Annotated in this window: 20 protein-coding genes; 7 read left to right on the top strand and 13 right to left on the bottom strand. The window is 63.1% G+C overall.

Annotated elements, in window-relative coordinates; translation table 11 throughout:
- Positions 1-104 precede the first annotated feature (104 nt).
- The 9 genes from AYM40_RS00815 to AYM40_RS00855 all read right to left on the bottom strand — a co-directional run bounded on the left by AYM40_RS00815 (position 105) and on the right by AYM40_RS00855 (position 12481).
- A complete protein-coding gene (locus AYM40_RS00815; protein WP_063494546.1) occupies positions 105-3692 on the bottom strand; it encodes an indolepyruvate ferredoxin oxidoreductase family protein in 3588 nt (1195 codons plus the stop codon).
- Positions 3693-4009: 317 nt separating this feature from the next.
- Positions 4010-4981, bottom strand: a complete 972-nt coding sequence (locus AYM40_RS00820) for an ion channel (protein ID WP_063494547.1) — start codon at positions 4979-4981, stop codon at positions 4010-4012.
- A 231-nt stretch (positions 4982-5212) separates the two neighbouring features.
- Positions 5213-5458, bottom strand: coding sequence for a hypothetical protein (locus AYM40_RS00825; protein WP_063494548.1), 246 nt, complete (start codon positions 5456-5458; stop codon positions 5213-5215).
- 59 nt (positions 5459-5517) lie between these two features.
- A complete protein-coding gene (locus AYM40_RS00830) occupies positions 5518-5748 on the bottom strand; it encodes a hypothetical protein (RefSeq protein WP_063494549.1) in 231 nt (76 codons plus the stop codon).
- A gap of 133 nt (positions 5749-5881) precedes the next feature.
- A complete protein-coding gene (locus AYM40_RS00835; RefSeq protein ID WP_063494550.1) occupies positions 5882-6799 on the bottom strand; it encodes a carbohydrate kinase family protein in 918 nt (305 codons plus the stop codon).
- A gap of 5 nt (positions 6800-6804) precedes the next feature.
- Positions 6805-8079 (bottom strand): AGE family epimerase/isomerase, encoded by a 1275-nt coding sequence (locus tag AYM40_RS00840; protein ID WP_063494551.1) that lies wholly within the window; start codon positions 8077-8079, stop codon positions 6805-6807.
- A complete protein-coding gene (locus AYM40_RS00845) occupies positions 8076-9062 on the bottom strand; it encodes a LacI family DNA-binding transcriptional regulator (RefSeq protein WP_063494552.1) in 987 nt (328 codons plus the stop codon). The genes AYM40_RS00840 and AYM40_RS00845 overlap by 4 nt, the downstream gene beginning before the upstream one ends.
- Positions 9063-9321: 259 nt before the next feature.
- On the bottom strand, positions 9322-11175 hold the full coding sequence (locus tag AYM40_RS00850; protein ID WP_063494553.1) for an EAL domain-containing protein: 1854 nt from the start codon (positions 11173-11175) through the stop codon (positions 9322-9324).
- Between the two features lie 277 nt (positions 11176-11452).
- A complete protein-coding gene (locus AYM40_RS00855; RefSeq protein WP_063494554.1) occupies positions 11453-12481 on the bottom strand; it encodes a bile acid:sodium symporter family protein in 1029 nt (342 codons plus the stop codon).
- Here AYM40_RS00855 and AYM40_RS00860 point away from each other — a divergent pair.
- From AYM40_RS00860 to AYM40_RS00880, 5 genes are all read left to right on the top strand, one after another.
- On the top strand, positions 12480-12839 hold the full coding sequence (locus tag AYM40_RS00860) for a hypothetical protein (RefSeq protein ID WP_148662073.1): 360 nt from the start codon (positions 12480-12482) through the stop codon (positions 12837-12839). The two genes, AYM40_RS00855 and AYM40_RS00860, sit on opposite strands and share 2 nt — an antisense overlap.
- Positions 12840-12928: 89 nt before the next feature.
- On the top strand, positions 12929-13585 hold the full coding sequence (locus AYM40_RS00865; protein WP_236720877.1) for a hypothetical protein: 657 nt from the start codon (positions 12929-12931) through the stop codon (positions 13583-13585).
- Between the two features lie 554 nt (positions 13586-14139).
- Positions 14140-15228, top strand: a complete 1089-nt coding sequence (locus AYM40_RS00870) for a porin (protein WP_063494556.1) — start codon at positions 14140-14142, stop codon at positions 15226-15228.
- 257 nt (positions 15229-15485) lie between these two features.
- On the top strand, positions 15486-16424 hold the full coding sequence (locus AYM40_RS00875; protein WP_063494557.1) for a LysR family transcriptional regulator: 939 nt from the start codon (positions 15486-15488) through the stop codon (positions 16422-16424).
- Between the two features lie 119 nt (positions 16425-16543).
- Positions 16544-20107, top strand: a complete 3564-nt coding sequence (locus AYM40_RS00880) for a methylmalonyl-CoA mutase family protein (protein ID WP_063494558.1) — start codon at positions 16544-16546, stop codon at positions 20105-20107.
- 7 nt (positions 20108-20114) lie between these two features.
- Here AYM40_RS00880 and AYM40_RS00885 read toward each other — a convergent pair whose 3' ends face one another.
- Positions 20115-21074, bottom strand: coding sequence for an NAD(P)H-dependent flavin oxidoreductase (locus AYM40_RS00885; protein WP_063494559.1), 960 nt, complete (start codon positions 21072-21074; stop codon positions 20115-20117).
- A 312-nt stretch (positions 21075-21386) separates the two neighbouring features.
- On the opposite strand from AYM40_RS00885, the gene AYM40_RS00890 reads away from it, so the two are divergent.
- Positions 21387-22277, top strand: coding sequence for an alpha/beta fold hydrolase (locus AYM40_RS00890; RefSeq protein ID WP_063494560.1), 891 nt, complete (start codon positions 21387-21389; stop codon positions 22275-22277).
- 307 nt (positions 22278-22584) lie between these two features.
- Positions 22585-23484, top strand: a complete 900-nt coding sequence (locus AYM40_RS00895) for a DMT family transporter (protein WP_063494561.1) — start codon at positions 22585-22587, stop codon at positions 23482-23484.
- 457 nt (positions 23485-23941) lie between these two features.
- Here the strand turns inward: AYM40_RS00895 and AYM40_RS00900 are convergent, their stop codons facing one another.
- From AYM40_RS00900 to AYM40_RS00910, 3 genes are read right to left on the bottom strand one after another with little or no spacing between them, the layout of a single operon-like run.
- On the bottom strand, positions 23942-24862 hold the full coding sequence (locus AYM40_RS00900) for an MBL fold metallo-hydrolase (protein ID WP_063494562.1): 921 nt from the start codon (positions 24860-24862) through the stop codon (positions 23942-23944).
- Positions 24859-25380, bottom strand: coding sequence for a MaoC family dehydratase (locus tag AYM40_RS00905; protein WP_063494563.1), 522 nt, complete (start codon positions 25378-25380; stop codon positions 24859-24861). Before AYM40_RS00905 ends, AYM40_RS00900 begins: the two co-directional genes overlap by 4 nt.
- Entirely contained in the window at positions 25377-25604 is a 228-nt protein-coding gene (locus tag AYM40_RS00910) for a DUF1289 domain-containing protein (RefSeq protein WP_063494564.1), read from the bottom strand. Before AYM40_RS00910 ends, AYM40_RS00905 begins: the two co-directional genes overlap by 4 nt.
- Positions 25605-25608: the final 4 nt, after the last annotated feature.

Consider the following 25608-nt stretch of genomic DNA (forward strand, 5'->3'; position numbering starts at 1 on the left):
ATAAGCAACGCTACCAGACGCAACGCGTGACAAATCCATCAGGCAAAAAATGCCGCTTCGAGGTTCAACCCGAAGCGGCATTTTTCATTCACGGAGCAAAAGAACTACTTCGCAACGACCACCGGAATTCCTCGCAACTGCCCGGCGCCCTTCACTTCATCGAGCGACTTCTTCACCGACGGGCTCGTCGCTGCTTCGATCTGCAAGCGCGCCGCGAGATCGCGCTCGCCGCGCTTCACGCCCGCCAGATTCGCCAGTTTCACGTGGCCATAACCGCGTACACGAGCATGCAGATCCGCGAGTTTCGCGACGTCTTCCAGATTGTTCGCGTTGAGCTTCGAGAACGCGCGTTGCAGGGTGGTTTCATAGTCGTCGGCGAGTTCGCGCTCCATTTTGCGTTCGAGCGTGCGGCCGAACGGATCGAGCATCGTGCCACGCAGACCACTGAATTTCGCCATCATCCCGAGCACCGGCCACATCCACTGACCGAAGATCTTCTTGGTCGGATTGACGCCCGGTTGAGGACGCGTGAGCGTCGGCGGCGCGAGGTTGAACTTGATGCCGAAGTCCTTGCCCGCCACGCCTTCGAATTGCGCTTCCAGCGCTTCACGGAAGGCCGCATCGGTATGCAGACGCGCGACTTCGTATTCGTCTTTCACCGCGAGCAGACGATAGAACGTCGTCGCCACGGCGCGCGTGATGCGCTCGCTCTTTGCATCGAGCGCGGTTTCGGCACGGCGCGCCGCATCGACCAGCGCGCGATATCGCTTCACATAGCTCGCGCCACCGTATGTCTGGAGACGGCCCTCGCGATGCGCGATCAATTCGTCGAGCGTATCGACGCGCACCGCCTGCTTCGCCAGATGCCGTGCTTGCCACAGCGATTCCAGCGCGGCCGGGTCTTTCGCCGCCACACGCCCGATCGAAAACGCCAGTTGATTCATCTGCACCGCGACGTTGTTCAATTCAATCGCGCGCATCATCGCGGCGAACGACACCGGCACCAGACCGAGTTGCCAGGCATAACCGAGCATCAGAATGTTCGCGCCGATGGTGTCGCCGAGAAAACGCGTGGCGAGCGCCTGGGCGTCGCACGTCGACATGCGATCGTCGCCTGCCGCGTGGCGCATCTTGTCGATCAATGCATCGGCATGCAGCGTCGCGTCCGGATTCTGCACGAAGGTCGCATTCGGGATCGCATGCGTGTTGACGACGATGCGCGTGCGGCCATGACGTACCGTTTGCAAGGCATCGGCGCTCGCACCCACCACCATGTCGCAGGCGAGCAGCACGTCGGCCTGTTGCGTGTCGATACGCACCTGATTGAGCCACTCGTCGCGCGCGGCGAAGCGCACGAACGACAGCACCGAGCCGCCCTTTTGCGCGAAGCCCATGAAGTCGAGCACCGACGCGCTCTTGCCTTCCAGATGCGCGGCCATGCTGATTAATGCGCCGACGGTCACGACCCCCGTGCCGCCAACGCCGGTCACCAGGATGTCGTACGGCGCGGCATCGAGATGTGTCGCGGGAATCGGCAAGGCGTCGACGCGTGCGGCGAGCGCGGCTGGATCGAACGCGGCGCCCGCGGCCTTCTTCAGCTTGCCGCCTTCCACGGTGACGAAGCTCGGGCAGAAACCGTTCACGCAGGAATAGTCTTTATTGCAGGACGATTGATCGATGCGGCGCTTGCGTCCCAACGCGGTTTCAACCGGTTCGACCGACAGACAGTTCGATTGCACGCCGCAATCGCCGCAGCCTTCGCAAACTTCCTCGTTGATGAACAGACGCTTGTCCGGATCGGGAAACTCGCCTTTTTTCCTGCGACGCCGCTTTTCCGCCGCACAGGTCTGGTCGTAGATCAGCACGGTCACGCCGTCGATATCGCGCAACGCGCGCTGCACCGTGTCCATTTCGCTGCGATGGTGGAACGTCGTGCCTTTCGGGAAGAGGTCGTGATGGCCGTCGTATTTCTCCGGCTCGTCGCTGACCACGACGAAACGCGACACGCCTTCGGCTTCCACCTGACGCGCGATCTGCGGCACCGAGATGCTGCCGTCGACCGGCTGGCCGCCCGTCATCGCGACCGCATCGTTATAGAGGATCTTGTAGGTGATGGTGGTGTTCGCGGCCACCGCCTGGCGGATCGCGAGAATACCCGAGTGAAAGTAGGTGCCGTCGCCGAGATTCTGGAATACGTGGCGCGTTTTTGTGAACATCGAATGCGAGGCCCAATCGACGCCTTCGCCGCCCATCTGAATCAGGCCGGTGGTGTCGCGCTCCATCCACGACGCCATGAAGTGACAGCCGATCCCCGCATGCGCAATCGAACCTTCAGGTACTTTGGTCGACGTGTTGTGTGGGCAGCCCGAGCAGAAATACGGCGTCCGCTTCACGCTATCCGCCGCATTCGAGAGGATTTGCGGCGCAACCAGATCGACCACACGTTCGCGGCGATCCAACGCGGGTTTGTGCTTCGCGAGCCAGTTCGCGAACACCGGCAGAATGCGCGACGGCCGCAATTCACCGAGCGACGACAGCAGCAGCGTGCCGTCTTCGGCGTTCTTGCCGACCACGATCGGCCGAGTGCCTTGCGTGCGGTTGTACAGATAGTCTTTGATCTGCTGTTCGATGACCGGGCCTTTCTCCTCGATCACCAGTACTTCGGACAAGCGGGACACGAACGCGTCGATGCGTGTCATTTCCAGCGGAAACGACAAGCCGACCTTGTAGATGCGCACACCGGCCGCGTCCAGATCGGCCACAGTCAGATCGAGCCGGCGGAGCGTTTCCATCAAGTCGAGATGCGCCTTGCCGCAGGTGACGATACCCACATTCGCATGCGGACTCGGCGCGATCCATTTGTCGATGCTATTGGTGCGCGCGAAATGACGAACCGCATCGAGTTTCGCGTGCATCCGGGATTCGATCGTCAGGCTGGGCAGATCGGGCCAGCGGTTATGCAAACCGCCGGTGGGTGCTTCGAAATCCTGTGGAATCGCCCATTCGGTTTGCAGCGCATCGAGGTCCACCGTCGAGCCGGATTCAACCGTTTCCGAGATCGCCTTGTAGCCGACCCACGCACCGGAGAAACGCGACAGTGCCCAGCCATACAGGCCGAACTCGAGCATGTCGGCAATGTTCGACGGATTCACCACCGGCATATGCCAGGCCATCAACGCGAAGTCGCTCTGATGCGGCATCGACGACGACACGCAGCCGTGGTCGTCGCCCGCCACCACCAGCACGCCACCGTGCGGCGAGGAGCCGTACGCGTTGCCGTGCTTCAGCGCATCGCCCGCGCGGTCCACGCCCGGGCCCTTGCCGTACCACATCGCGAACACGCCTTCGACCGTACGCTCCGGGTCCGATTCCACCCGTTGCGTACCGAGCACAGCGGTGCCGCCCAGTTCTTCGTTGATCGCCGGCAAAAAGCGAATATCACTCGCGGTGAGCAGTTTCTTCGCTTTCCACAACTGCTGGTCGACCATGCCGAGCGGCGAGCCGCGATAGCCGCTGATGAAGCCGGCCGTGTTCAAGCCGTGCGCGCGGTCGACTGCGCGCTGCATCAGCGCAAGGCGCACCAGCGCCTGGGTACCGGTCAGGAAAATCCGTCCGCGGGTGGCGGTGAGATTGTCGGATAGCTTGTAGTCGGCGAGAGCGGGCGTGCCGTCGATGGGCAGGCGAGCGGTCATGGGGGAGTCTCCGTTGTCGATCGGAGTTAGCGTGTCGACCAGAGTTGGCGCTTTAGCGCTTACTCTGGTCCCATGCTTACTCCGATCCCATGCAATTAATTGCGGTTTTGCATCCGCGCGCCGTGGGGTGGGGACCCCAAAAGGTGACGCGACGAAAGAGACTCTATTTTTTAGCGCCAATTGGAGTGAATTTTTTCTACTTGGCGAGGCGTTCAACGAAACAGCGCGACGGCTCACGCGTTTTAATGAGGTTTTGAGATGGATCTTCCACGTAACGGGCGGATTCGGGTATGCCCTGGTGCGTTTTAGTCCTGTTTTTACGATGCCGGCGCCTTCGCCATAGGCGCGGCGACCGGCGCCGAGTCGAGCGGCACGACCTCGTCGAAATGCGAGTAGTCGATGTGACTCACGCCGTCTTCCTCGCGCATGATGTCGACGAACCGGTATTGCCAGCGGATCTGCTCGCAACTCCACATGTGACGCGCCTGCATGGTCTGCGAGGTCGATTCGTCGACCCCTTCGAGCGTGAGCAGCAGCGACGCGTCACGGTCCTTGAGCGTTTCGGCGGTCTCGCCAAATAGCGGGCTGCTTTCGTCGATGACGTGCATCAGGACCCAGCCCAGTTTGAACACAGGATGCTGGTCGCGCACCAGCGTCAGATCGTAGAGCTTGCGCAGCGTAAAACCTTCGACGGTGGTCTCCAGCCGCATGATGCGCAGCTTCGCACGCGCTTCGGCGATCACATTTTGACGCGCGTTGGCGGCGCGCACCATCAGCGTCATGCGGCCGTCGATCGGCCGCACGACCGCGTAGCGCGCGAACATGATCTTCGCGTGCGGGCGTGAGAAGCGCGCGAAGATCAGCCCCGTCGCCAAGGCGATACTGGACATGCCGACAAAGATCTCCAGCGTCGCGATCCAATGGGCGTAGACGGTTTGCGGGTGCATGTCGCCATAGCCGACCGTCGCGAGCGTTTCGACGCTGAAGAAAAATGCGCCGCCGAAGCCCGACGGAAACTGATTGGCGATCGGTGCCTGGCCGAGCATGTAGAGCGCGGCAAACACAGTGTTGAGCAGCAGGAACAAAACCCCGAGCGAGACAAAGAACGTCGGCCAGCGGACGACCAGTGCACGGTGATAGAGATCCTGCCAGAGCGGCGTCGGCATGCCGTGGGCGATGACTACGCGATCGTCCAGGCGCAATTCCCGGCTGCCGCGCGCGCGATGCTTCTGCGCCCGCGTTTCGTCGTCGCCGATGCCGGAAAAGCGGTTTGACGGTTCAGTAGCCATCGCGTGCCCGTGGAGATGAAAACGCGCAAAGCGTAGCACGCCGGTTAGCGCGCAGAAGCTGATTTTCGGCGCGCTGCAGGGGCGGTGGAAGTAGTGTCTCTACTTGTGGCCTGCAGGGGCTTCAGCGTGGCGTTTCCAACGCGTGCCTGCGGTGTTTCGGGCGAACGCGCCCGGGGCGCCGCGACTACGTTCGCTGGCGCGCACGTGGTGCCAGGCGCACTCGCCGTGGGTCTACGGAAAGGCCCGCGGCTTCGGAATGCCGGCGCCGTGTTCGATGTCGTCGACGGCCTGCTGGTGTGCTGCGGCGACGGCTTCGGCTTCGTCACCATAGCCGTTGTCGCCGCCCACGGTGGTCCACGACTTGACGGCTTTCTCGCGATGCCGGATTTCGTATTCCGCGTCCCAGCGGGCGCCGTTGAGTTCGAGAGGGCGGACGTGAATCGAGTACACGCCGTAGAGGAAGAGCTGTTCAGCCATGGTCGCCTCCAGCCGGTTGATTCAGGGGGGCGCGTGCGATGGGCGCGGCGCCGGTTTGTCTAGAGTTCGATTTCCCCGAGGATGCGGTGCGCGAGGGCCTTGGCTTCTTCGAGGGCTTCCTCCGGCGTGGACGAGGTGGCTTCGACTTCGTAGACCGTAGTCTCCTGGTCTTCCGACGCTTCGCCTTCGTCGCGGGAAAGCGTGACCAGGCCCCGCCACGTGTCGCTTTGTACTTCCCTCATCGACGCGGTGGCCGTGTAGATGCCTTTGGTGTAGGTGATGTCATCCATGGCGACGCTCCTTCTTCCAAAGGGTTGGGTTTTTCATCCTAGCACGATGATCGAGGTTCGGTTTTTCGCCTGCGCGGCGCTCGATGTCGACGACCGATGGCTAAGACCATACGCGCCGCATAAGGCAAAAAAACTACAGCTGCGCCACAACCTCATCCAAAGAAGGCGCATGCGCACCGGCGTGGCGGCAAGCCGCGGCGCCGGCGGCCAAAGCAAAGGCAAGGTGCTCCGGCCATGCCCGCTGCGGTGCGGTCATCAGGCTGAACAGCAGGCCGCCGATGGAAGCATCTCCGGCGCCAACGGTATCGACAACTTCGACCCGAGGCGGCCGGGCCTCCACCACCATGGCGCCGTCGATCAACATGGACGTCTCCGGTCCGCGCGTCACCAGCACGGTGGCGGCAGGATTCATGGCCCGCAACCGCGCAAGTGCGCCGGCTTCGTCGTCTGTCTTGAAGAGCATCCGCAAATCCTCGTCCGACACCTTGATCAGATCGGCCAGCGCCGCCATTTTTCGCAACGTGGGCTCGTAACCGTGCTCCATCAGGTTCCGGTAATTCGGATCGAAACTGATCTTCACGCCGCGCGAGCGCAACTCGGCTGCTAACGCGGCAAGCGTGTCGCCCAGCGGCTGACGCACGAGGCTGATGCAACCAAAATGCGCCCACTTCACCTGCCCGATCCAGCCGGCCGGCAAACGCGCCGGATCGAACGCCAGGTCGGCGCCGTTCTCGCCCATGAAAAAGTACGCAGGCGGATGGGTCTGATGAACGATTGCCAGCAGAGGCGGCCGCTCCACACGCTGCATGAAGCGCATGTCGAGCCCCGCGGCTACGCTCGCGTTCCACAGATCGTCGGAGAAGTTATCGACGCCCAGCGACCCGGCGCACGCCGTCGGCAAACCGAGCCGCGCCACGCAGCGCGCGACGTTCCAGCCGGCGCCGCCCGGACGTGAGAGCCATTGCGAAGCGCCGGTCCGCACGAGATCGGTGAGGATGTCGCCGGCGGAGACGAAAAAGGGGAATTCGGTGTTCGCGCTCAAGCTGTTCATTTTGCTTACTCCGCGGATTTGGACGCAGCGGCCGCGCCGTCAGGCAGCGCGTGCGCCAGCACCTCATAGCACGCGCCCATCGTGTGATAGTCGGTCTTGCCGGCGGGACTCTTTTCGTCGCTGTACTTACGGTTGTCGCATGTGAGGATGCGGTACCACGCGCCATATTTATGATCGACGAAATGCGCCCAGCTGTAGCGCCAGATCTCGTCGTACCAGTCCCAGAAACGCTCGTTGCCGGTGCGCTGGCCAAGCAGCGCCGCGGTCGCGAACGTCTCTGCCTGAACCCAGAAATACTTGTCGTGGTCGCATACGGTGCCGTCCGGGCCGAAGCCGTAATAGAGGCCGCCGTGATCCTCGTCCCATGCATGGGTCATGGCGGCGTCGAATAGCTCGATGGCGCGCGGCAGCAACCACGGCAACGGGCGATAGCGCTCCAGAATCAGCAGCAGCTTGGCCCACTCGGTCTGGTGCCCAGGCTGGAAGCCCCACGGACGGAAAATGTTCGAGCTGTCTTCCTCGTTGTAATGCCAGTCGACCGACCAGTCCGCGTGGAAGTGTTCCCACACGAGACCCTGCGAGAGCTTCGCCTGACGCAGCGTGATGTTCGACGCCACCCGTTCCGCGCGATCGAGATAGACGAGGTGCCCGGTCGCCTCGTGCGCGGCCAGCAACGCCTCGGTGGTGTGCATGTTCGCGTTCTGGCCGCGGTACGAACTGACGCGCCAGTCGGGTGTTGCGTCGTCGGCATAGAGACCTGCGGCCGCATCCCAGAAGCGGTGTTCCATCAACTCGAAGGTTGCGCCGATCATTGGCCTCGCTTCCTCGATGCCGGCCATCGCCGCATGCGCATACGCGAGCAGCACGAATGCGAGACCGTAGCAGTGGCGCGTTGCGTCGAGCGTGCGTCTCTTGCCGTCGCGCCATTCGAGTTCCCAGTCGTAGCCTTCGTGCTCGGCGTCCCAATGCGCTTCGCGCAGGAAGCGCAAACCGTGGCGCGCGTACTCGAGATGCTGCGGGTCGCCGAACTGGCGATACGCCATCGCGTAGTTGAAGACGTAGCGGCACGTGCTCACCAGATGCCGCGTCGTCTTGTTGTAGACGGAGCCGTCGTCGCGGAAAAAATGGAAGAAGCCGCCGCTCGGATCCAGCACGTTCGGCGCGTAAAAGCGCAGCGTGTCTTGCACATGCGAGAGCAGGAAGTCGCGGCTGCGGAAGCTTTCGACGGGCGGCACCGCGGCGGCGCCGTTGACGGGGGGAAGCGGATCGGATTGCGTCATGGCGTTTTTACCAAAGTACTGGCACGGGCAATGAGATGGACGGGCAAGCGGACTGCGAGTTCGGCGGGTGCGTCTTCAAGCAGCAGCTCGACGCCGCGCCGGCCGAGCGCTTCCTTGTCGACCGAAATAGTCGACAGCGGCGGCGTGGAATGAGCGGCGGCGGGAATGTCGTCGAAACCGATGATCGCGATGTCTTCGGGCACGCGGATGCCGCGCACGAGGCACGCGCGCAGCGCGGCGAGCGCGGCGGCGTCGTTGTAGGCGAAGACGGCATCGGGCCGCGGGCCGGGCGCATCGAGCAAATGATGCATGGCGCGCGCCGCGCCGCTGTCGGGATCGAGGCCGGCGTCGATCGTGACCTCCAGCGATGGGTCGAACAACAGCCCCGCTTCGAAAAACGCGCGCCGGTAACCGAGCGCGCGCTGGGCGATGCTGAAGTGCGCGAGCGAGCCGCCGATGAACGCGACGCGCTTGCGCTGCTGGTCGAACAGATGCCGCATGGCGAGCGTGGCGCCTGTGGCGTTGTCGAGATTCACCGAGCGCAGGCCGGGCGCCCACAGGTCGATCAGCACAAGCGGGCGTTGCATCGCCACCAGCGTGGTCAGCGTTTCAGGCTCGACGAAACCGGCGATCGCCACCGCGTCCGGCGCATGCAGGCGCATCTGCTGGATCACGTCTTCGGTCGGACCGGCGGTCAGCACTGACGGGACAATGCCGCGTTCGCGGCACGCGTCTTCCACGCCGTGCAGCACGTGCGAAAAGAACGGGCTCACGGCGAAGTTGTTGTGCTGGCGGTGCAACAGGAAAGTGAGGCGGCGGATGCGCGGACGCAGTTGGGCCGCGTCATAGCCGAGCTGCCGCGCCGTTTCTACGACGCGTTCGCGGGTGGCCTCGGACAGGCCTGGTTGATTCTTCAATGCGCGTGAGACGGTGCCGATCGACACGCTGGCAGCGCGGGCGACGTCGCGGATGGTTGTGGCCATCGAATGAAGCGGCCGCAGGAGGGCGGCCGCGCGGTGTTTGGGTTCGGGCGATTGTATAGTAAACCGCGACCGAAACCGCCTCGTGAACAAGTGATCGGTACCCGGAAATACCCGTAGGCAGTGACGCTGGCCTGGTTTATGTTGTTTAGTAAAATATGCTAAACAAGGCGTTGGCGTTGGCGTTGGCGTTGGCGTTGGCGTTGGCGTTGACGTTGGCGTTGACGTTGGCGTTGGCGTTGGCGTTGGCGCGCCGGTGCATTCAGTCGAACGGCTTAGCCGACATGTCGGCCTGTCCGCGTAGCAGCGCCACGCTCTCATCCGCATCGATCAGCACGAACCCGCTTGTTTCGTGCTTCGCACGCCGCTTCGCCAGCGCTGCGACGGAGGCAATTTCCTCGCTGCTGTAAAAGGACGGACCACCGTCCGACTCGACGTGCACGCAGCCGATCGCCATTGTCACAAAGCCGAAGAAGGTCGGATTGCCGCGCCGGTCTTCACCATGGATGCCGCCGGCCAGCCGGTCGGCGGGCGCATAGAAGCGCTGCGCTCCTTCGTTGAACAGGTGAATCGCGCGCAGCGCGCGGTCCTGCCAGTCCTCACTCTGGAACAGGATCAGGAAGTCGTCGCCGCCGACGTGACCAAGGAAATCGCGGGTCGGGTCGCAGACGTCGGCGAGCACGGCGGCGGCGAATTTCAGGACTTCGTCGCCCTGCCAGTAGCCGTACTGATCGTTGAAGGGCTTGAAGTGGTTCAGATCGACGTAACAGGCGTAGAAGCCCGCGTCGTTCCCCAGCAGGCGGGCGATGTGCGAACTGATCGGGATGTTGCCCGGCAGAAAGGTCAGCGGGTTCGCGTAGCGCGCGGCTTCGATGCGCACTTCGGTCACCGCGCGCACCAGATTCTCGCCGGTGCCGAGACCGGCGTATTTGCCGTTGTTGTCGGTGATGACGAAGCCGTCGGCGAGATAGCGCTGGTCGTCGCTTGCAAGCAGTTTGGCCATTTGTTCGACGGTCATCGATTGCTCGATGATCACCGGCGATGCGTTCGCAAACTGCAGGCACAGCCGCTTGCCGAACAGTTCGCGGTGGTAAGGCAGCGCGTAGCGGTCCATGAAACTGCGGCGATTGATCAGCGCGACCGGGTCGCCGTGCTCGACCACCGCCACCGCGTGCAAATCGGGCATGCGGTTGAACAGGTCGAGCACGTCGTTGTTAGTGGCATGGCGCGGCAGCGCGGGCGCATGCACCATCATCTTCGCCGACGCCATGCCGCCCGATGGCGATGCGCTGCTCACCGTGCGCGTGGTCTCCGGGAACACGGCAATGTGGCCGGCGCGCAGTGCGGCGCGGGCGTCGTCGGTGACCCTGCGGGCCGGCTGGGCATGCGGCCTGCCGAAGAAATAGCCCTGCCCGCAGCCGATCCCCATATCGCGCACCACGATCAGATCCGCTTCGTCCTCGATGCCTTCGGCCACCAGCTTCGCGCCGCTCGCGTTGGCGAAGTGCTGCATGGCGCGCACGGCTTCGAACTTGAGCGAATCGCTGGAGATGCCGTGGATAAAGAAGCGGTCGATCTTCACGATGTCCGGTTGCAGGCGCACCCAAAGATTCATGCTGGCGTTCGCGGTGCCGTAGTCGTCGAGCGCGAATTGCGCGCCGGCCGTGCGCAATGCCGAAATCACCGGCAGGAAACTGGCGATATCCGCAATCGTGCTTTGCTCGGTCAGCTCGATCACGATCCGTTGCGGGTCGATGTCGCGGCGGTGCAGCAGCGCGAGCGCGTCGTCGCGTGCTTCGGCTAGTTGACGGATCGCCCCCGCGCTGAAATTGAGAAACAGCTTGCCGTCGAAATCGAGCTTCGTGAACGCATTGATGCAAGTGCGCGCGGCGGCCTGCTCGAGCTCAAGCGCGCAGCCCTCGGCGAGTGCCTGCGAAAACAGGGCGAACGGCGCTTCGAGCGGCGTGCCGGCCGGGCCACGGATCAGACCTTCGTAACCGAGGATCGCGCCGTCGTCGAAATCGATGATCGGCTGGAATACGGCGGACAAGGCACGCCGGGCGATCAATTCCTCGATGCGCGGCGTAGCGGATCGGGAGGGCGAACGAGGTTGCATGGCAGTTAGGCGTAGCGATCGACATTCGTCTTATCGTCCCATTCTGCTTGAAATTAAGTGAATTTTTAGTGAAGCGTTGCACAAAAATGGTGCGTCTTGGTCTTGGGCCCGCTGCCGGCTGGCGTTGCCACGGCCAGGACTTTGCCTATGCCATCCGGCTGAGGCGACAGCTGCGGCGTTTGAGCGTGAAATAACAAAAAAGCCGCACAAGGCGGCTTTCTTCAAATGACGCTCAGGGAGGGCGCTTATGAATGTCCTGTTTGCATTGCGCGCGTATTCAACGGCGCGCGACGGCGGCGGCGGGCCGCTCGCGCGAGGCAGCGCGGGTTTCGCCGCTGGTGTCGCGAGCCCCCCAGCGCTGCGCGAGCGCGGCGCACACCATCAGCTGGATCTGGTGGAACAGCATCAGCGGCAAGACCACGGCGCCCACCGCATGCGAGGCGAAAATCACCTTGGCCATCGGCACGCCGGCAGCGAGGCTTTTCTTCGAACCGCAGAAAATGATCGTGATCTGGTCGGCGCGGTTGAATCCGAGCCGCTTGCTGACCAGGATCGTCGCGGCCAGCGCGAGCGCGAGCAGCACCACGCTGATCAACACCAGGCCGCCGAGCGCGGACAACGGGATCTGGTGCCACAGGCCTTCGTCAACGGCCTCGCTGAACGCGCCGTACACCACCAGCAGGATCGAGCCCTGATCGACGAACTTCAGTACGCCACGGTTGCGCTCGATCCACTTGCCGATCAGCGGGCGCAGCAACTGCCCGGCCACGAACGGCACCAGCAATTGCAGAACGATGTTACCCACCGTATGCCACGGCGAGGCGCCCCCGCTCGCAGCCTGACTGGTGACGACGAGGCTGACGAGTGCGGGCGTGATGAAGATGCCCAGCAGGCTCGAGGCCGACGCGCTGCATACGGCGGCCGGCACGTTGCCTTTGGCAATGGACGTGAACGCGATCGACGATTGAACCGTCGACGGCAGCGTGCAGAGGAAGAGGACCCCCGCGTAGAGCGCCGGCGTGACAAGTGGCGAAAGGAGCGGCTTAAGCGCGAGGCCGAGCAGCGGAAACAGCGCGAACGTGCTGAGCAGCACTACCAGATGCAGGCGCCAGTGCGTCGCGCCCGCAATAATCGCTTCGCGTGAGAGCTTGGCGCCGTGCAGGAAAAACAGCAGGCCGACTGCAACGTTTGTCACCCAGTTGAACCCGGCAGCGGCCTGCCCGTGAACCGGCAGAAAGCTGGCAAGGATCACGGTGCTCACGAGGCACAAGGTGAAATTGTCGGGGAGCAGTTTCGGGCGGGCCATGGCGGAATCTCGATTCGGTGATGCGGAAAGCACGGCGCGCGAATACGCCCGCCTGAGGCTATGGAAAACGCCTATTGTTATTGAAAACCGATTGAAAATGCAAATTCATTTGCCGAATCGATTAATGAGCCTCGCGCATCAAATTGCTGCATCGGCTGAGCTTCAGCCGATGTCCACGGTCAGTTCCAGTATTGGCGACCGTATTTGTTTGGTCTACTGCCCTTTTGACAATCCGGCGAAAAATCCGCGTGGGATTCGTCATATGCAAGCACCCTCGGCCAATCTCGATAATGCCGTCGAACCAAGCTGTTTCAAGGCTTTCGCGCAAGGACACTGTCTCGGAAAAACGTCGCAGTAACAAGGTGTTACAACAGCGGTCGAGGCCTAACACTTTTTGGCTCGACACCCTTTGCCGGCACCCATAAATTACGCTCAAAGGCCATCGGGATGCCCCGCGCCGCGACAGATACGCAGCGCTCGCGCCGATCCCAGAACAAGTCCATCGCAGCTCGAACGGTGGGCTTCAGGCAGGTCTTCGGGCATGTGAGTTACTGGGTGGACGGGTTGTCGAGAACGAAGCACTGGGCAGTGGGCGCGGTTATCGCTGCGTTGTGCTCGTTCGCCTACGCAAAAGAGCTGGGCATACCGCACGGCGGCGGTGGCGGCGGTTACTCGCATGCCGCTGCGGGCCGCGCCATGCGCGGCGAGGCGCGCAACGGCGGCTATCGCTACGGCGCGGCCAATGTAAGACCGGCTCGCAACAACATGGCCGACAGCAACGCACGCTTGCCGCATGGCGGCGTGAACTTCGCCGTCGGCAGCTACGCCAACGGCTTTGGCGGCTACACCCCCGGCATGCACCGTGTCGCCGGACAGGCCGGATATGCTAACGATGGCCGCGGCAGCATGCAGTACGCTGGCGCTATCACCCCGGTCAGCGCCGAATCGCGCGCGGTGCCCCGGCCGCCGCCCAACGCACCGGTTCGCGCCGGCTCGATTCGTGCCGATGTCGCCCGCTACAACGAAGAGCGCGGCGCCTCGCGTGTCATGCAGCGCCAAGGGGACGACCCGCGTCAGCCGGAAGGTTCGCCGTACCGTAACTAGCGGCAGCGCGGCAATCGGGCTCGCGCCAAATGCGATCCCGCGCCGCTCCTCGTCTCACCGAATTTCCCTCCCCACGCTTCGCCAAATCCGCCTTTCCAGCTTTCAAACCGGTTTGCTGCGGCATGGCGCGTCGCTGCCGTCCAGAACGCCCCTGTCAATGTGACGTTTCGACACCACACTTTTTTGAAAACACTCGGCAGCACACCACCTCTCGTCGTCAAATTTGGTCGGTCTTGCCGCGGCGCGTCTTCCGCATGTCCTCTGAGCCGTTATCTCCCAGTCGGGCGCACTGTCAGTAACGTTTTGCGCCCAACCGCGAGGTCCGCGGCGATGCGGTGACGACATACACGGCCATGCCTCTATCCGGCCGATAAGTGGCAAAACTAATCAGACCGCTATACCCGCAATAAGCCAAGATATTTTTGTCCATAAAAATGGTCCGCAAAGATGGTCCCGCCCAGATTGGCTCGATGATCGAACGGACAACAACAACGGTTCGCGCGAGTTCCCCCTTTCGCACAGCCGCACCCCTTTTGACAAAGACAGGAGAACCCATGAAAACAAGCATCAGCAGTGCGCTGAAGACCACCCTCAAGGCAACCGCGTGTGCCGCTCTGCTGGCCAGTGCATCGTCTGCTTTTGCGCAATCGAGCGTACAACTCTACGGTCAGGTCGACGAATGGGTTGGCGCGCAGAAATTCCCGGGCGGCAAGACGGCAGTGCAGGTGTCCGGCGGCGGCATGTCGACGTCGTACTGGGGCTTGAAGGGGGCGGAGGATCTGGGCAACGGCTACAAGGCGATCTTTGCGCTGGAAGGCTTCTTCCTCGCGCAGAACGGCGAGTACGGCCGCTTCAAGGGCGACACGATGTTCTCGCGCAACGCGTACGTCGGTATCGAGTCGCCGTACGGCACGGTGACGGCAGGCCGTTTGACCACGCCGCTGTTCGTGTCGACGATTCTGTTCAACCCGTTCATCGACTCGTATGTGTTCTCGCCGATGGTGGCCCACGTGTACCTCGGCCTCGGCACGTTCCCGACCTACAACACCGATCAGGGCGTGACCGGCGACTCGGGCTGGAACAACGCGGTGTCGTACTCGTCGCCGAATTTCAACGGCCTGTCCGCGACGGCGATGTACGCGCTCGGCAACACGGCGGGCGAAAACGGCGCGAAGAAGTGGAGCGGCCAGGTGCTGTACTTCCACGGCCCGTTCGCGGCGACCGCGGTGTACCAGTACGTGAACTTCAACAACGTGCCGGGCGACCTCGGCAGCTTCAATACGTCGGGCGTTCCGGGCCTGAAGAGCCAGAGCGTGGCGCAAGCCGGCGTCTCGTACGACCTGAAGTTCGTGAAGTTCTTTGGGCAGTACATGTACACGTATAACCAGCAGACCATTTCGAGCTGGCACGTGAATACGGCGCAGGGCGGCGTGTCGGTACCGGCCGGCCCGGGCACGGTGATGGCGTCGTACGCCTATTCGCGCGACGGTGGCGGCCTCGACCAGACCCGTCAGACGGCTGCGCTCGGCTATGACTATCCGCTGTCCAAGCGCACGGATATCTACGCGGCTTATATGTACGACAAGATCACCAGCCAGTCGAGCGGCAATACGTACGGCGTCGGCCTGCGCGCGAAGTTCTAGGCGTCTGGGGGCATGGCGGTCGGCGCCTGCGAACAGGTGCCGGGTCACTGCCGCGTAGCGGTCAACGTGAACGCGCCGCCACAGCCACTGCCAAGGCTGCCGTACCCGGCAACATCTGCAAAGCCCACCTTCCCCGGAAGGTGGGCTTTGCCGTTTCTTGCGTCCGCTTTCGGTGTCCGCTTCCGCCTGATTTGCCGCCCAGCTTTTGATAAACCCGGCAAAATGGCGCCGATTGATTCCTGAAGCGAGCGATTGAGATGGATACCCTCGTCAGCATGAAAGTGTTCCGCCATGTAGTCGAAGTCGGTAGCTTTGTCGGCGCGGCCGAACGGATGGAGATGTCGGCGGCGATGGCGAGCAAGCATGTGATGCACCTCGAACAGCAGCTCGGCGCGCGTTTGCTGAACCGCACCACGCGCCGTGTCGCGCCGACCGAGGCGGGCCGCGAATACTACGAGCGCCTGAGCCAGGTGCTCACCGAGCTCGAAGAAGCCGAGCAGGTGGTCGGCGCGGCGAGCGTCGTGCCGCAAGGGCGTTTGCGGGTGTCGTCGTTGTCGGCGTTCGGCTTGAGCCACGTGATGGCCGCAGTGGCCGACTACGCCGCGCAGTATCCGCAGGTCACCGTCGACATGACCCTGTCCGACCGCGTGGTCGAACTGATCGACGAAGGGTTCGACGTTGCAATCCGGGCTTCGCCGAGCGGACTGAAGTCGTCTTCGCTGATCGCCCGGCAGATTGCGACCGCTCATCTGGTGCTATGCGCGTCGCCGGCTTATCTGCGCCGGCACGGCACGCCGAAGACCGTCGCCGATCTGGCGCGCCACAACTATCTGCAGTATGCGGGCGTGTCCGCGCTCGAAATCGTTCCCGCGACCGGCGATGCCTCGCCGCGCGTGCGTCTGTCCGGCAATCTGATCGTCAACCATCTGGAGGCGCAGCGCGTGATCGTGCTGCAAGGCGCGGGCATCGCGATGCTCGGCACCGAGGTGATCGGCGACGATCTGGCGGCGGGGCGCCTGGTGCCGCTGCTGGTGGACGAGGTGCCGCCGCGCGAGTTACCCATCCACGTGGTCTACGCGAGCCGTCGGCATCTGTCGGCCAAGGTGCGTTCGTTTGTCGACTTCCTGGCCGACCGGTTTGCGAACGAATCGCTATGGCCTTCGCTGGAACAGATCAAGGCGCTGGCGGCGCGATAGGTGTGTTGCGCGACCGCGCCAGCCGGTGCGCAAGCATGTTGAGCAGGCCGAGCAGGCGCCAGCACTCGTTTCGCTATACTGGTTGGAAGCACCCATACGCGTAACGATCTGGGGGAGACATGACCGATCTGTCCACGCCGCAGCGCGCCGGCGGCCACAAGCTGCCCGCGGGTCGGCGCCTGCGCTTCGTCACCGCCGCCGCCTTGTTCGATGGCCACGACGCGTCGATCAACATCATGCGGCGCATTCTGCAAGCGAGCGGCGTGGAGGTGATCCACCTCGGCCACAACCGCTCCGTCGATGAAGTCGCCACCGCCGCGCTGCAAGAAGACGCCGACGGCGTCGCCGTGTCGAGCTACCAGGGTGGCCACAACGAGTACTTCCGCTATCTCGTCGACCTGCTGCGCGCGCGCGGCGGCGAGCGCATCAAGGTGTTCGGCGGCGGCGGCGGTGTGATCGTCCCCGAAGAAATTGCCGAACTCGAACGGTACGGCGTCGAGAAGATCTATTCGCCGCATGACGGCCAGCGGCTCGGCCTGCAAGGCATGATCGACGACATGATTGCGCGCTGCGCTGAAGTGGCGCGCGCCGCTGCAGCCGTACGGGAAAGTCCGGTTGGCGAGTGGGTGGCCGATTTGTCGGCGTGTGGGCTGCCGCGTTTCGAGCCGCGTGCAGAGTCGGACGTCGAGGCGCGCGCCGACGATCACGCCAACGCGCGCGATCTTTCCGGCACGGCACGGCAAGCGGGCGGAGCCCTCTACGCCAGCCAGATCGACGACACCGCCGAGCAGCCAGACCCTGCAGCCTTCACTTTCCGCCGCCTGGCCCAACTGATCAGCGCGTATGAAGCGGGCCGCGTCAAATCGGCCGAACCGGAAATACTAGCGGTCCTCGCTGAGGCGACCGAGATTCCCGTCCTCGGCATCACCGGCACCGGCGGCGCCGGCAAATCCTCACTCACCGACGAACTGATCCGCCGCTTTCGCCTCGATTATGGCGACGCCCTCACCATTGCCGTGCTGGCTATCGACCCGTCGCGCCGCAAATCCGGCGGCGCGCTGCTCGGCGACCGCATCCGCATGAACGCAATCGGCGATTGGGGCGGCGGCGCGCGCGTCTACATGCGCTCGATGGCGACACGTGAAGCGTCGAGTGAAATCACCGATTCGTTGTCCGACGTGCTCACGCTGTGCAAGGCCGCCGGCTTCGATCTGATCATCGTCGAGACGTCCGGGATCGGGCAGGGCAATGCGGCGATCGTGCCGTTCGTCGACGAATCGCTGTATGTGATGACGCCGGAGTTCGGCGCGGCGAGCCAGTTGGAGAAGATCGACATGCTCGACTTTGCCAGCTTCGTCGCGATCAACAAGTTCGACCGTAAAGGCGCGCCGGACGCGTTGCGCGATGTCGCCAAGCAGGTGCAGCGCAATCGCGGCGACTTCGCGAAGGCGCCCGACGCGATGCCGGTGTTCGGCACAATCGCCTCGCGCTTTAACGACGACGGCGTGACCGCGCTTTATCAGCACGTAGCCGGGGCGCTGCGCACGCACGGCCTGCGTTCAGGCGGCGGCCGTCTGCCCAGGCTCGACGACCTGCGCTTTTCGAGCGGCCGCAATGCCATTGTGCCGCCCGCGCGCGTGCGCTATCTGGCGGATGTCGCACAGACCGTCCACGCGTACCGCGAGCGTGCCGACGCGCAAGCCAGTGTGGCACGTGAACGCTGGCACCTCACTGAAGCGCGGCGGATGCTCGGCGAAGCTGATGCAGGCACAGGCACAGGCACAGGCACAGGCACAGGCACGAGAACAGGTCCGGGCGCGAGCGCCGCAACAACTACAGGTGCAGCGGCAGCGATTCACCTCCACACCGAACTCGACACACTCATCGCCCAACGCACCGCCGCCCTCGGCGAGCGCGAACGCAGACTCCTCGAAGCCTGGCCGCAAACGGTGAGCGCCTATTCCGGCGACGAACACATCGTCCGTATTCGTGGCCGCGAAATTCATACCGCACTCACCGTCACGACACTATCCGGATCCAAGGTCCGCAAAGTCGCGCTGCCGAAATTCGCTGACCATGGTGAAATCCTGCACTGGCTGATGCTCGACAATCTCCCTGGCTACTTTCCGTTCACCGCAGGCGTGTTTCCGTTCCGCCGCGAAAACGAAGACCCGACACGGATGTTCGCTGGCGAAGGCGATCCGTTCCGCACCAACCGCCGTTTCAAATTGCTCTCCGAGGGCATGCCGGCCAAACGTCTTTCGACGGCGTTCGATTCGGTCACGCTCTACGGCGAAGAGCCGCACGAGCGCCCCGACATCTACGGCAAGGTGGGTAACTCGGGCGTCTCCGTCGCGACGCTCGACGACATGAAAACGCTCTACGACGGCTTCGATCTGTGCGCACCTGAGACGTCGGTGTCGATGACGATCAACGGCCCGGCGCCGACGATTCTCGCCATGTTCTTCAACGTCGCGATCGATCAGCAGATCGCGCGTCTAAACGAAAGGCTGCAACAGGAAGGACGCAAGCCCACCGGCGAAGAACTCGCCACCGCTCGCCGCACAGCGTTGGAAAACGTGCGCGGCACGGTACAAGCCGACATCCTGAAGGAAGACCAAGGCCAGAACACGTGCATCTTTTCGACCGAGTTCAGCCTGAAAGTGATGGGTGATATTCAGGCGTACTTTGTCGATCACGGCGTGCGTAATTTCTATTCGGTGTCGATCTCCGGCTATCACATCGCCGAGGCGGGCGCGAATCCGATCTCGCAGCTCGCCTACACGCTCGCGAACGGCTTCACTTATGTCGAAGCCTATCTCGCGCGCGGCATGTCGATCGACGATTTCGCGCCGAATCTGTCGTTCTTCTTTTCGAACGGCATGGACCCGGAGTACACGGTGCTCGGCCGTGTCGCGCGGCGCATCTGGGCCATTGCCATGCGCGAGCGCTACGGCGCGAACGAACGCAGCCAGAAGCTCAAGTATCACGTGCAGACCTCGGGTCGCAGCCTGCACGCGCAGGAAATCGACTTCAACGATATCCGCACCACACTGCAGGCGCTAATCGCGATCTACGACAACTGCAATTCGCTGCACACCAATGCATTCGACGAAGCGATCACCACGCCCACCGAGGATTCGGTGCGCCGTGCGGTCGCGATCCAGTTGATCATCAACCGCGAATGGGGCTTGGCGAAAAATCAGAATCCAAATCAGGGCAGCTTCGTGATCGAGGAACTGACCGATCTGGTGGAAGAAGCGGTGCTGGCGGAATTCGATCGGCTCACCGAGCGCGGCGGCGTGCTAGGCGCGATGGAAACGGGTTATCAGCGCGGGCGCATTCAGGACGAGTCGATGCTGTACGAGCATCGCAAGCACGACGGCTCGTATCCGATCGTCGGCGTGAATACGTTTTTGAGCGCGCATCCGCACGAAGCGCCGCAGCCGATCGCGCTGGCCCGCTCCACCGACGAAGAAAAACAGAGCCAGTTGAAGCGTCTGCGCGATTTTCAGGCGCGGCATCGTAATGACGCGCCCGCGGCGCTTGAGCGCTTGAAGCGCGCGGTGATCGACGATGACAACGTGTTCGCGGTGCTGATGGACGTCGTGCGCGTCTGCTCGCTTGGGCAGATCACGCACGCGTTGTTTGAAGTGGGCGGGCAGTACCGCCGCAATATGTGAGGCCCGCTTACCGCGCGATGCCCAGCCGCGCTTTCGCGTCGTCATATTCCTGCGTCAGACGCCGGACCAGCTCACCCACGCTCGGCACATCGTCCATCAGGCCGACGCCTTGGCCTGCGCCCCAGATGTCCTTCCACGCCTTCGCCTTGTCGCTGGCGAAGTTCATCGCGGTCTTGTCCGATTCCGGCAGCGCGTCCGGGTCCAGCCCCGCGTTCACGATACTTTCGCGGATGTAGTTGCCGTGCACGCCAGTGAACAGGTTCGTGTAGATGATGTCCGACGCCGTGGAATTGACGATCGCCTGCTTATAGCTGTCGACCGCGTGCGCTTCTTTGGTCGCGATGAAACGCGTGCCCATGTAGGCGAGATCCGCGCCCATTGCCTGGGCGGCGAGAATCGAGCCGCCGTTGGCGATCGAGCCGGACAGCACGATCGGGCCGTCGAACAGGCGCCGCACTTCGCCGACCAGCGCGAACGGCGAGGTCGTGCCCGCATGGCCGCCGGCGCCCGACGCCACCAGGATCAGCCCATCGACGCCCGCTTCCAGCGCCTTCTGCGCATGCCGAAGGTTGATCACGTCGTGCAGCACGATGCCGCCGTAGCTGTGCACCGCGTCGACGATCTCACGCGCCGGTGCGCGCAGGCTGGTGATGAAGATCGGCACCTTGTGTTCGACGCACACACGCACGTCGTGCTCGAGCCGGGTATTCGACTGATGGACGATCTGGTTGACGGCGATCGGGCCGATGATCGCGTCGGGGTTAGCTGCCTTGTGCTCGGCGAGCTGGGCCTGAATCTGCGTGAGCCATTCGTCGAGCAGTTCGGCCGGGCGAGCATTCAACGCGGGGAACGAGCCGACGATGCCGGCCTTACATTGAGCCAACACGAGTTCGGGATAGCTGACGATGAACATCGGCGAAGCGACAACGGGCAGCGCGAGTTTTTGCAGGACGGCGGGCAATGCCATGGTGCGAGTCTCCTGATGAACGGACCGGTGCGGTGTAGAGCGCCCGGCGATAGTGAGTTTAGCGGCACATGGCCTGTGATGCGTCGAGGCTGACCGGTGTCATGCTGACGTCACGATCTCGCCCCGTATTTGCCATGACCGCCCGGAAATTTTATGAACGGTCGTTCGATTATAGGCGAAGCTGCCGCGCCGTGCCCGTTAGGAACAGTTGGAAGGAGTGTTCAGTTTCTATGCTTGCGTGGGCTATCCCACCCCGCATCGACACATTGCGCTCCTACAATGCGTTGACTCCCAAACGACAAGAGACCCGCTATGGCCTTCGAGGATTTCACGCCCTTTCGCGTCGCCGTGGGCGACGTTGATATTTTCGGAGTGAAGGGCGGGGCAGGGCCGCCCCTTCTGCTGCTGCACGGTCACCCGCAGTCGCATCTGATCTGGCAGCGGTGCGCAGCGCAATTGGCGGAGCACTTCACCGTCATCGCCACCGACTTGCGCGGCTACGGCGCCTCGGGCAAACCGCCGAGCGACGCCGACCACACGCCATATTCCAAACGCGCGATGGCGGCCGATCAGGTAGCCATGATGCGCCACTTCGGCTTCGAACGATTCCTGGTGTGCGCACATGATCGCGGCGCCCGGGTTGCGCACCGGATGGCGCTCGATCATGCCGATGCCGTCGAGCGCTTGATGCTGCTTGATATCGCGCCGACGCTCGCGATGTACGAAGCCACCGACCGCGCCTTCGCAACCCATTACTTCCACTGGTTCTTCCTGATCCAGCCGGAGCCGCTGCCGGAGACGCTGATCGGCGCGAACCCGGCTGCGTATGTCGATGCGGTGATGGGGAGCCGCCATGCGGGCCTCGCGCCGTTCACGCCCGAAGCGCTCGACGCTTACCGCAGCGCGCTGGCGCAACCCGGCGCCGTGCATGCGATGTGCGAGGACTACCGGGCGTCGGCGAGCATCGACCTCGAACACGACCGTGCCGACATCGAGCGCGGCCACAAGCTCGGCTGTCCGCTGCGTGTGCTGTGGGGCGACAAGGGGGTGATCGAGAAGTGCTTCGACGCGCTGGCGGAATGGCGTCACGTCGCGCGGGACGTGAGCGGGCGTTCATTGCCGTGCGGGCACTACATTCCTGAAGAGGCGCCGGAGGAACTGGTCACGGAAATGCTGTCGTTTTTCGAAGCGGTCGAACAGTAAGCGGCTTTGTTCATGCGCAATGGCGGCCTCCGGTCGCTGGCCGCTCAGCGCGAGGTGACGAGGCTGCGGTGACGAGGTGACGAGGTGACAAGGCTGCGCGGTCGAGCGTTTCGCCTAGCCTAGCGGCGGCAAGCGGCGCGCGGTCGGTTTCATCGAGTGCGGCGGGCGTGGCGGCAGCAAGGCGTTTGGTCATGATGGCCTTCAAATATTAGGCTCCTTCGCAGGAAGACTTAAGTTTAGCCATGTATTCGGGCGGTTGGATTAATTACACTGCTTCTCATGCAGGAATCAATTCAAGGATCGAATCATGGCGTCAAATGAGATTCGCCGCGGCGCGGCTGAAATGACCATGGCCATGCTGATGTCCGGCACCATCGGCTGGCTGGTGGTGTCGTCGCAGCAGAGCCCGTTCAATGTGGTGTTCTTTCGCTGCATCTTCGGCGGCGCGACGCTGGCGCTCGTGTGCGCCGTGCTCGGCCTGTTCAGGCGCAAACTCTTTTCGTGGAAGATGCTCGGCCTCGCGCTGCTCGGCGGTGCGGCGATCGTCATCAACTGGGTGTTGCTGTTCGCGGCCTATTCACGGGCTTCGATCTCGATGGCAACCGCCGTCTACAACACGCAGCCGTTCATGCTGGTGGCGCTCGGCGCACTGGTGTTTCGCGAGCGCATCAGCGCCTCGACGCTCGCCTGGCTGGCGGTCGCGTTTGTCGGCCTTGTGTTCGTGGTGAAGGTCGAGCCGGCGGTGTTGGCGGTGCCGGGCCAGTATCTGGTCGGTGTCGCCTATGCCGTGGGCGCGGCGGCGATGTATGCGGTCTCGTCGATCATCACGAAGCGGCTGAAGGGCACGCCCCCGCATCTGATTGCGTTGATCCAGGTGTCGCTCGGCGTCGTGATGCTGGCGCCGTTCGTGCGCTTCGATGCGCTGCCGACTAGCGGCGTGCAGTGGCTTGAATTGATCGTGCTCGGGGTGATCAATACGGGGCTCATGTATGTGCTGCTGTACGGCGCGATCCAGAAGCTGCCGACCTCGATGACAGGGGCGTTGTCGTTCATCTATCCGGTGGTGGCGATCATTGTCGACCGGGTCGCGTTCGGGCAGACGCTCGCGTGGATTCAGGTGCTCGGTGCGGTGCTGATCCTGCTCGCGGCGGCCGGCGTGAATCTCGGCTGGCGGATCGTGCCGCAGAAACGTCTGTCCTCGACCTGATGTGATGCTTGCCATGCCGATGAATCGGACTGTATTAGTACGGATTCCGGAGCAACCGGCGCGCTACATTGTTTATATAGACGGATCAATAATATTCAATTCGCACGGCTACGAGGCCTCGTAGCATGGTCTGTATGCGGGTTTAAAAGGCGGCGTCATGCTTCTGTAGGGAAATCACTGATGCGGTCGAAAAACCGGCGCGCGTATCATTCATAGCGACGCTGATCACGTCCGACAGAATTTCCGCCGCTCGCCTTGATGGTCGAGCGGCTTTCTTTTTGTGGCGACGGTTTTGGTGTTTTGCGTGTCCTACGCGGCTTACCGCTTACAACCTGCCGACCGCCCGACCGCCCGACCGCCCGACCGCCCGACCGCCCGACCGCCCGACCGACCACCCGACCACCCGACCACCCGACCACCCGACCACCCGACCACCCGACCACCTGCCCCGCGCGCATCAACCCTTGCGCGCGACGATGCGCTCGCCATCTATTTCCAATGGCCCGTTCCTGGCAGCCAGTTCCTCAACGATCGTGTGCACCAACGTGGACCATTCGCCTCGTGGCTTGAGCATTGTTGCGGCGGCGCGCATCACGGCGGCATCGTCGAGCATCCGCAGCAAGGTGTCGAAGCTCATCGCGCGAACTTCGAGCAGCTTGAACACGATCAACACCTTCAGCGCATTTTTCGCATTTCGCGCCGGATCGGCGCGTAACCACGCAACGCGTGAAAACGCTCGTTCAAGCGCCTGCTCGACATCCGTAAAGGGTGAGCCGTGGCCGGGAATCACGAGCCGGACGTCGAGCTTCGCGATGGCTTCGAGGACCGCCTGTTCCTCGGCGAAACCGCTTTCGCCTTCCAGCTCGGGAAAGATCACGCCAAAGCCGTTTTCCCACAGCGCGTCCGCGCTGATCAGGATGCGTTCGTCCGCGCAATACAGCATCAACGAATGCGGATCGTGCCCCGGTGCGCCGAGCACTTGCCAGTCGAGCGCGCCGAGCCGCAGCTGCGCGCCAGGTGTGATCGTCTCGGTGAAGGTGAAACGCTCGCAGGTCTGGCCGGTGGCGCGAAACGTCAGACGGGTTTCGTCCCAGCTGCGCACCGAGTCGGCTTCGGATGCGGGAATCGCGGTACGGCACGGCCACGTCGACTGCAAGAGCGCGTTGCCGCCGCAGTGATCCGAATGCAGATGGGTATTGACGATCAGATCGAGCGGGCGCGCGCCGAGCGTTTGCTTTACCAGTGCGACGGTTTGCGGCGCGTGCGTCGCGTAACTGGTATCGACGAGCGCGGCACACGTGTCGTCGACCAGCAGCACGTTGTTCGACGAAAGCCAGCCGCGTTCGAAGACTCGGATCGATTCCGGTAGCGTGATCATGGTGCGCTTGTGCCCGGATTCGTGCCCGCGCTTGTATCCACGCTTGTATCCGAGTTTATGTCCGCGCCCGAATTCGCTAATGCTTCAGGTTTCGGCATCACGAGAATTGTCGACGTACCGATCAACATGGTGTCGCCGCGCTGATTCACCACGCTTCCCTCGAGATGCGCCAGATCGCCGTTCAGACTCGGCTTCCAGTAAGCGTCGCGTACGCGCCAGGTGATCGTCAGCGTATCGTTCGCGTGGACGGCTTTCTTCAGCTTGATGTCGAACTCGAGCCCAAGCGGTTGCGCGTAGGTCGAGAAATGCGTGGCCAGCAGCGCCATGAAATACGCGGTGGGTTGCGTGCCGGACGCGATCAAACCGCCGAAGCGGCTTTGCGCGGCATAGGCGTCGTCGTGATGCAGCGGATTGAAGTCGTTGACGAGCGTGGCGAACGATTTCACCGATTCCGCCGATAGTTCGAGCGTCGAGCTGAACGTCTCGCCGACCGTCACGATGCGCGGCGCGGCGTTCATCGCTGTCCCTTTGCCTGCTTTGCCATGAACTCCGCGTGACGTTCCTCGATCGCGTCCCAGACCGCGCGCTTCGCGTCGTCGTCGAATAATGACCAGCCGGCGATTTCGTCGATGGTGCGCAAGCAGCCTTCGCACCAACCGGTCGAGGCGTCCATCCTGCACACGCTGATGCACGGTGACGGCACGGCGGCCTCGTCGTCTTCGTTATCGATGTCCGCTGTCATCGCT

Origin of the sequence: Paraburkholderia phytofirmans OLGA172, from assembly GCF_001634365.1 — a bacterium.
Lineage (GTDB): Bacteria > Pseudomonadota > Gammaproteobacteria > Burkholderiales > Burkholderiaceae > Paraburkholderia.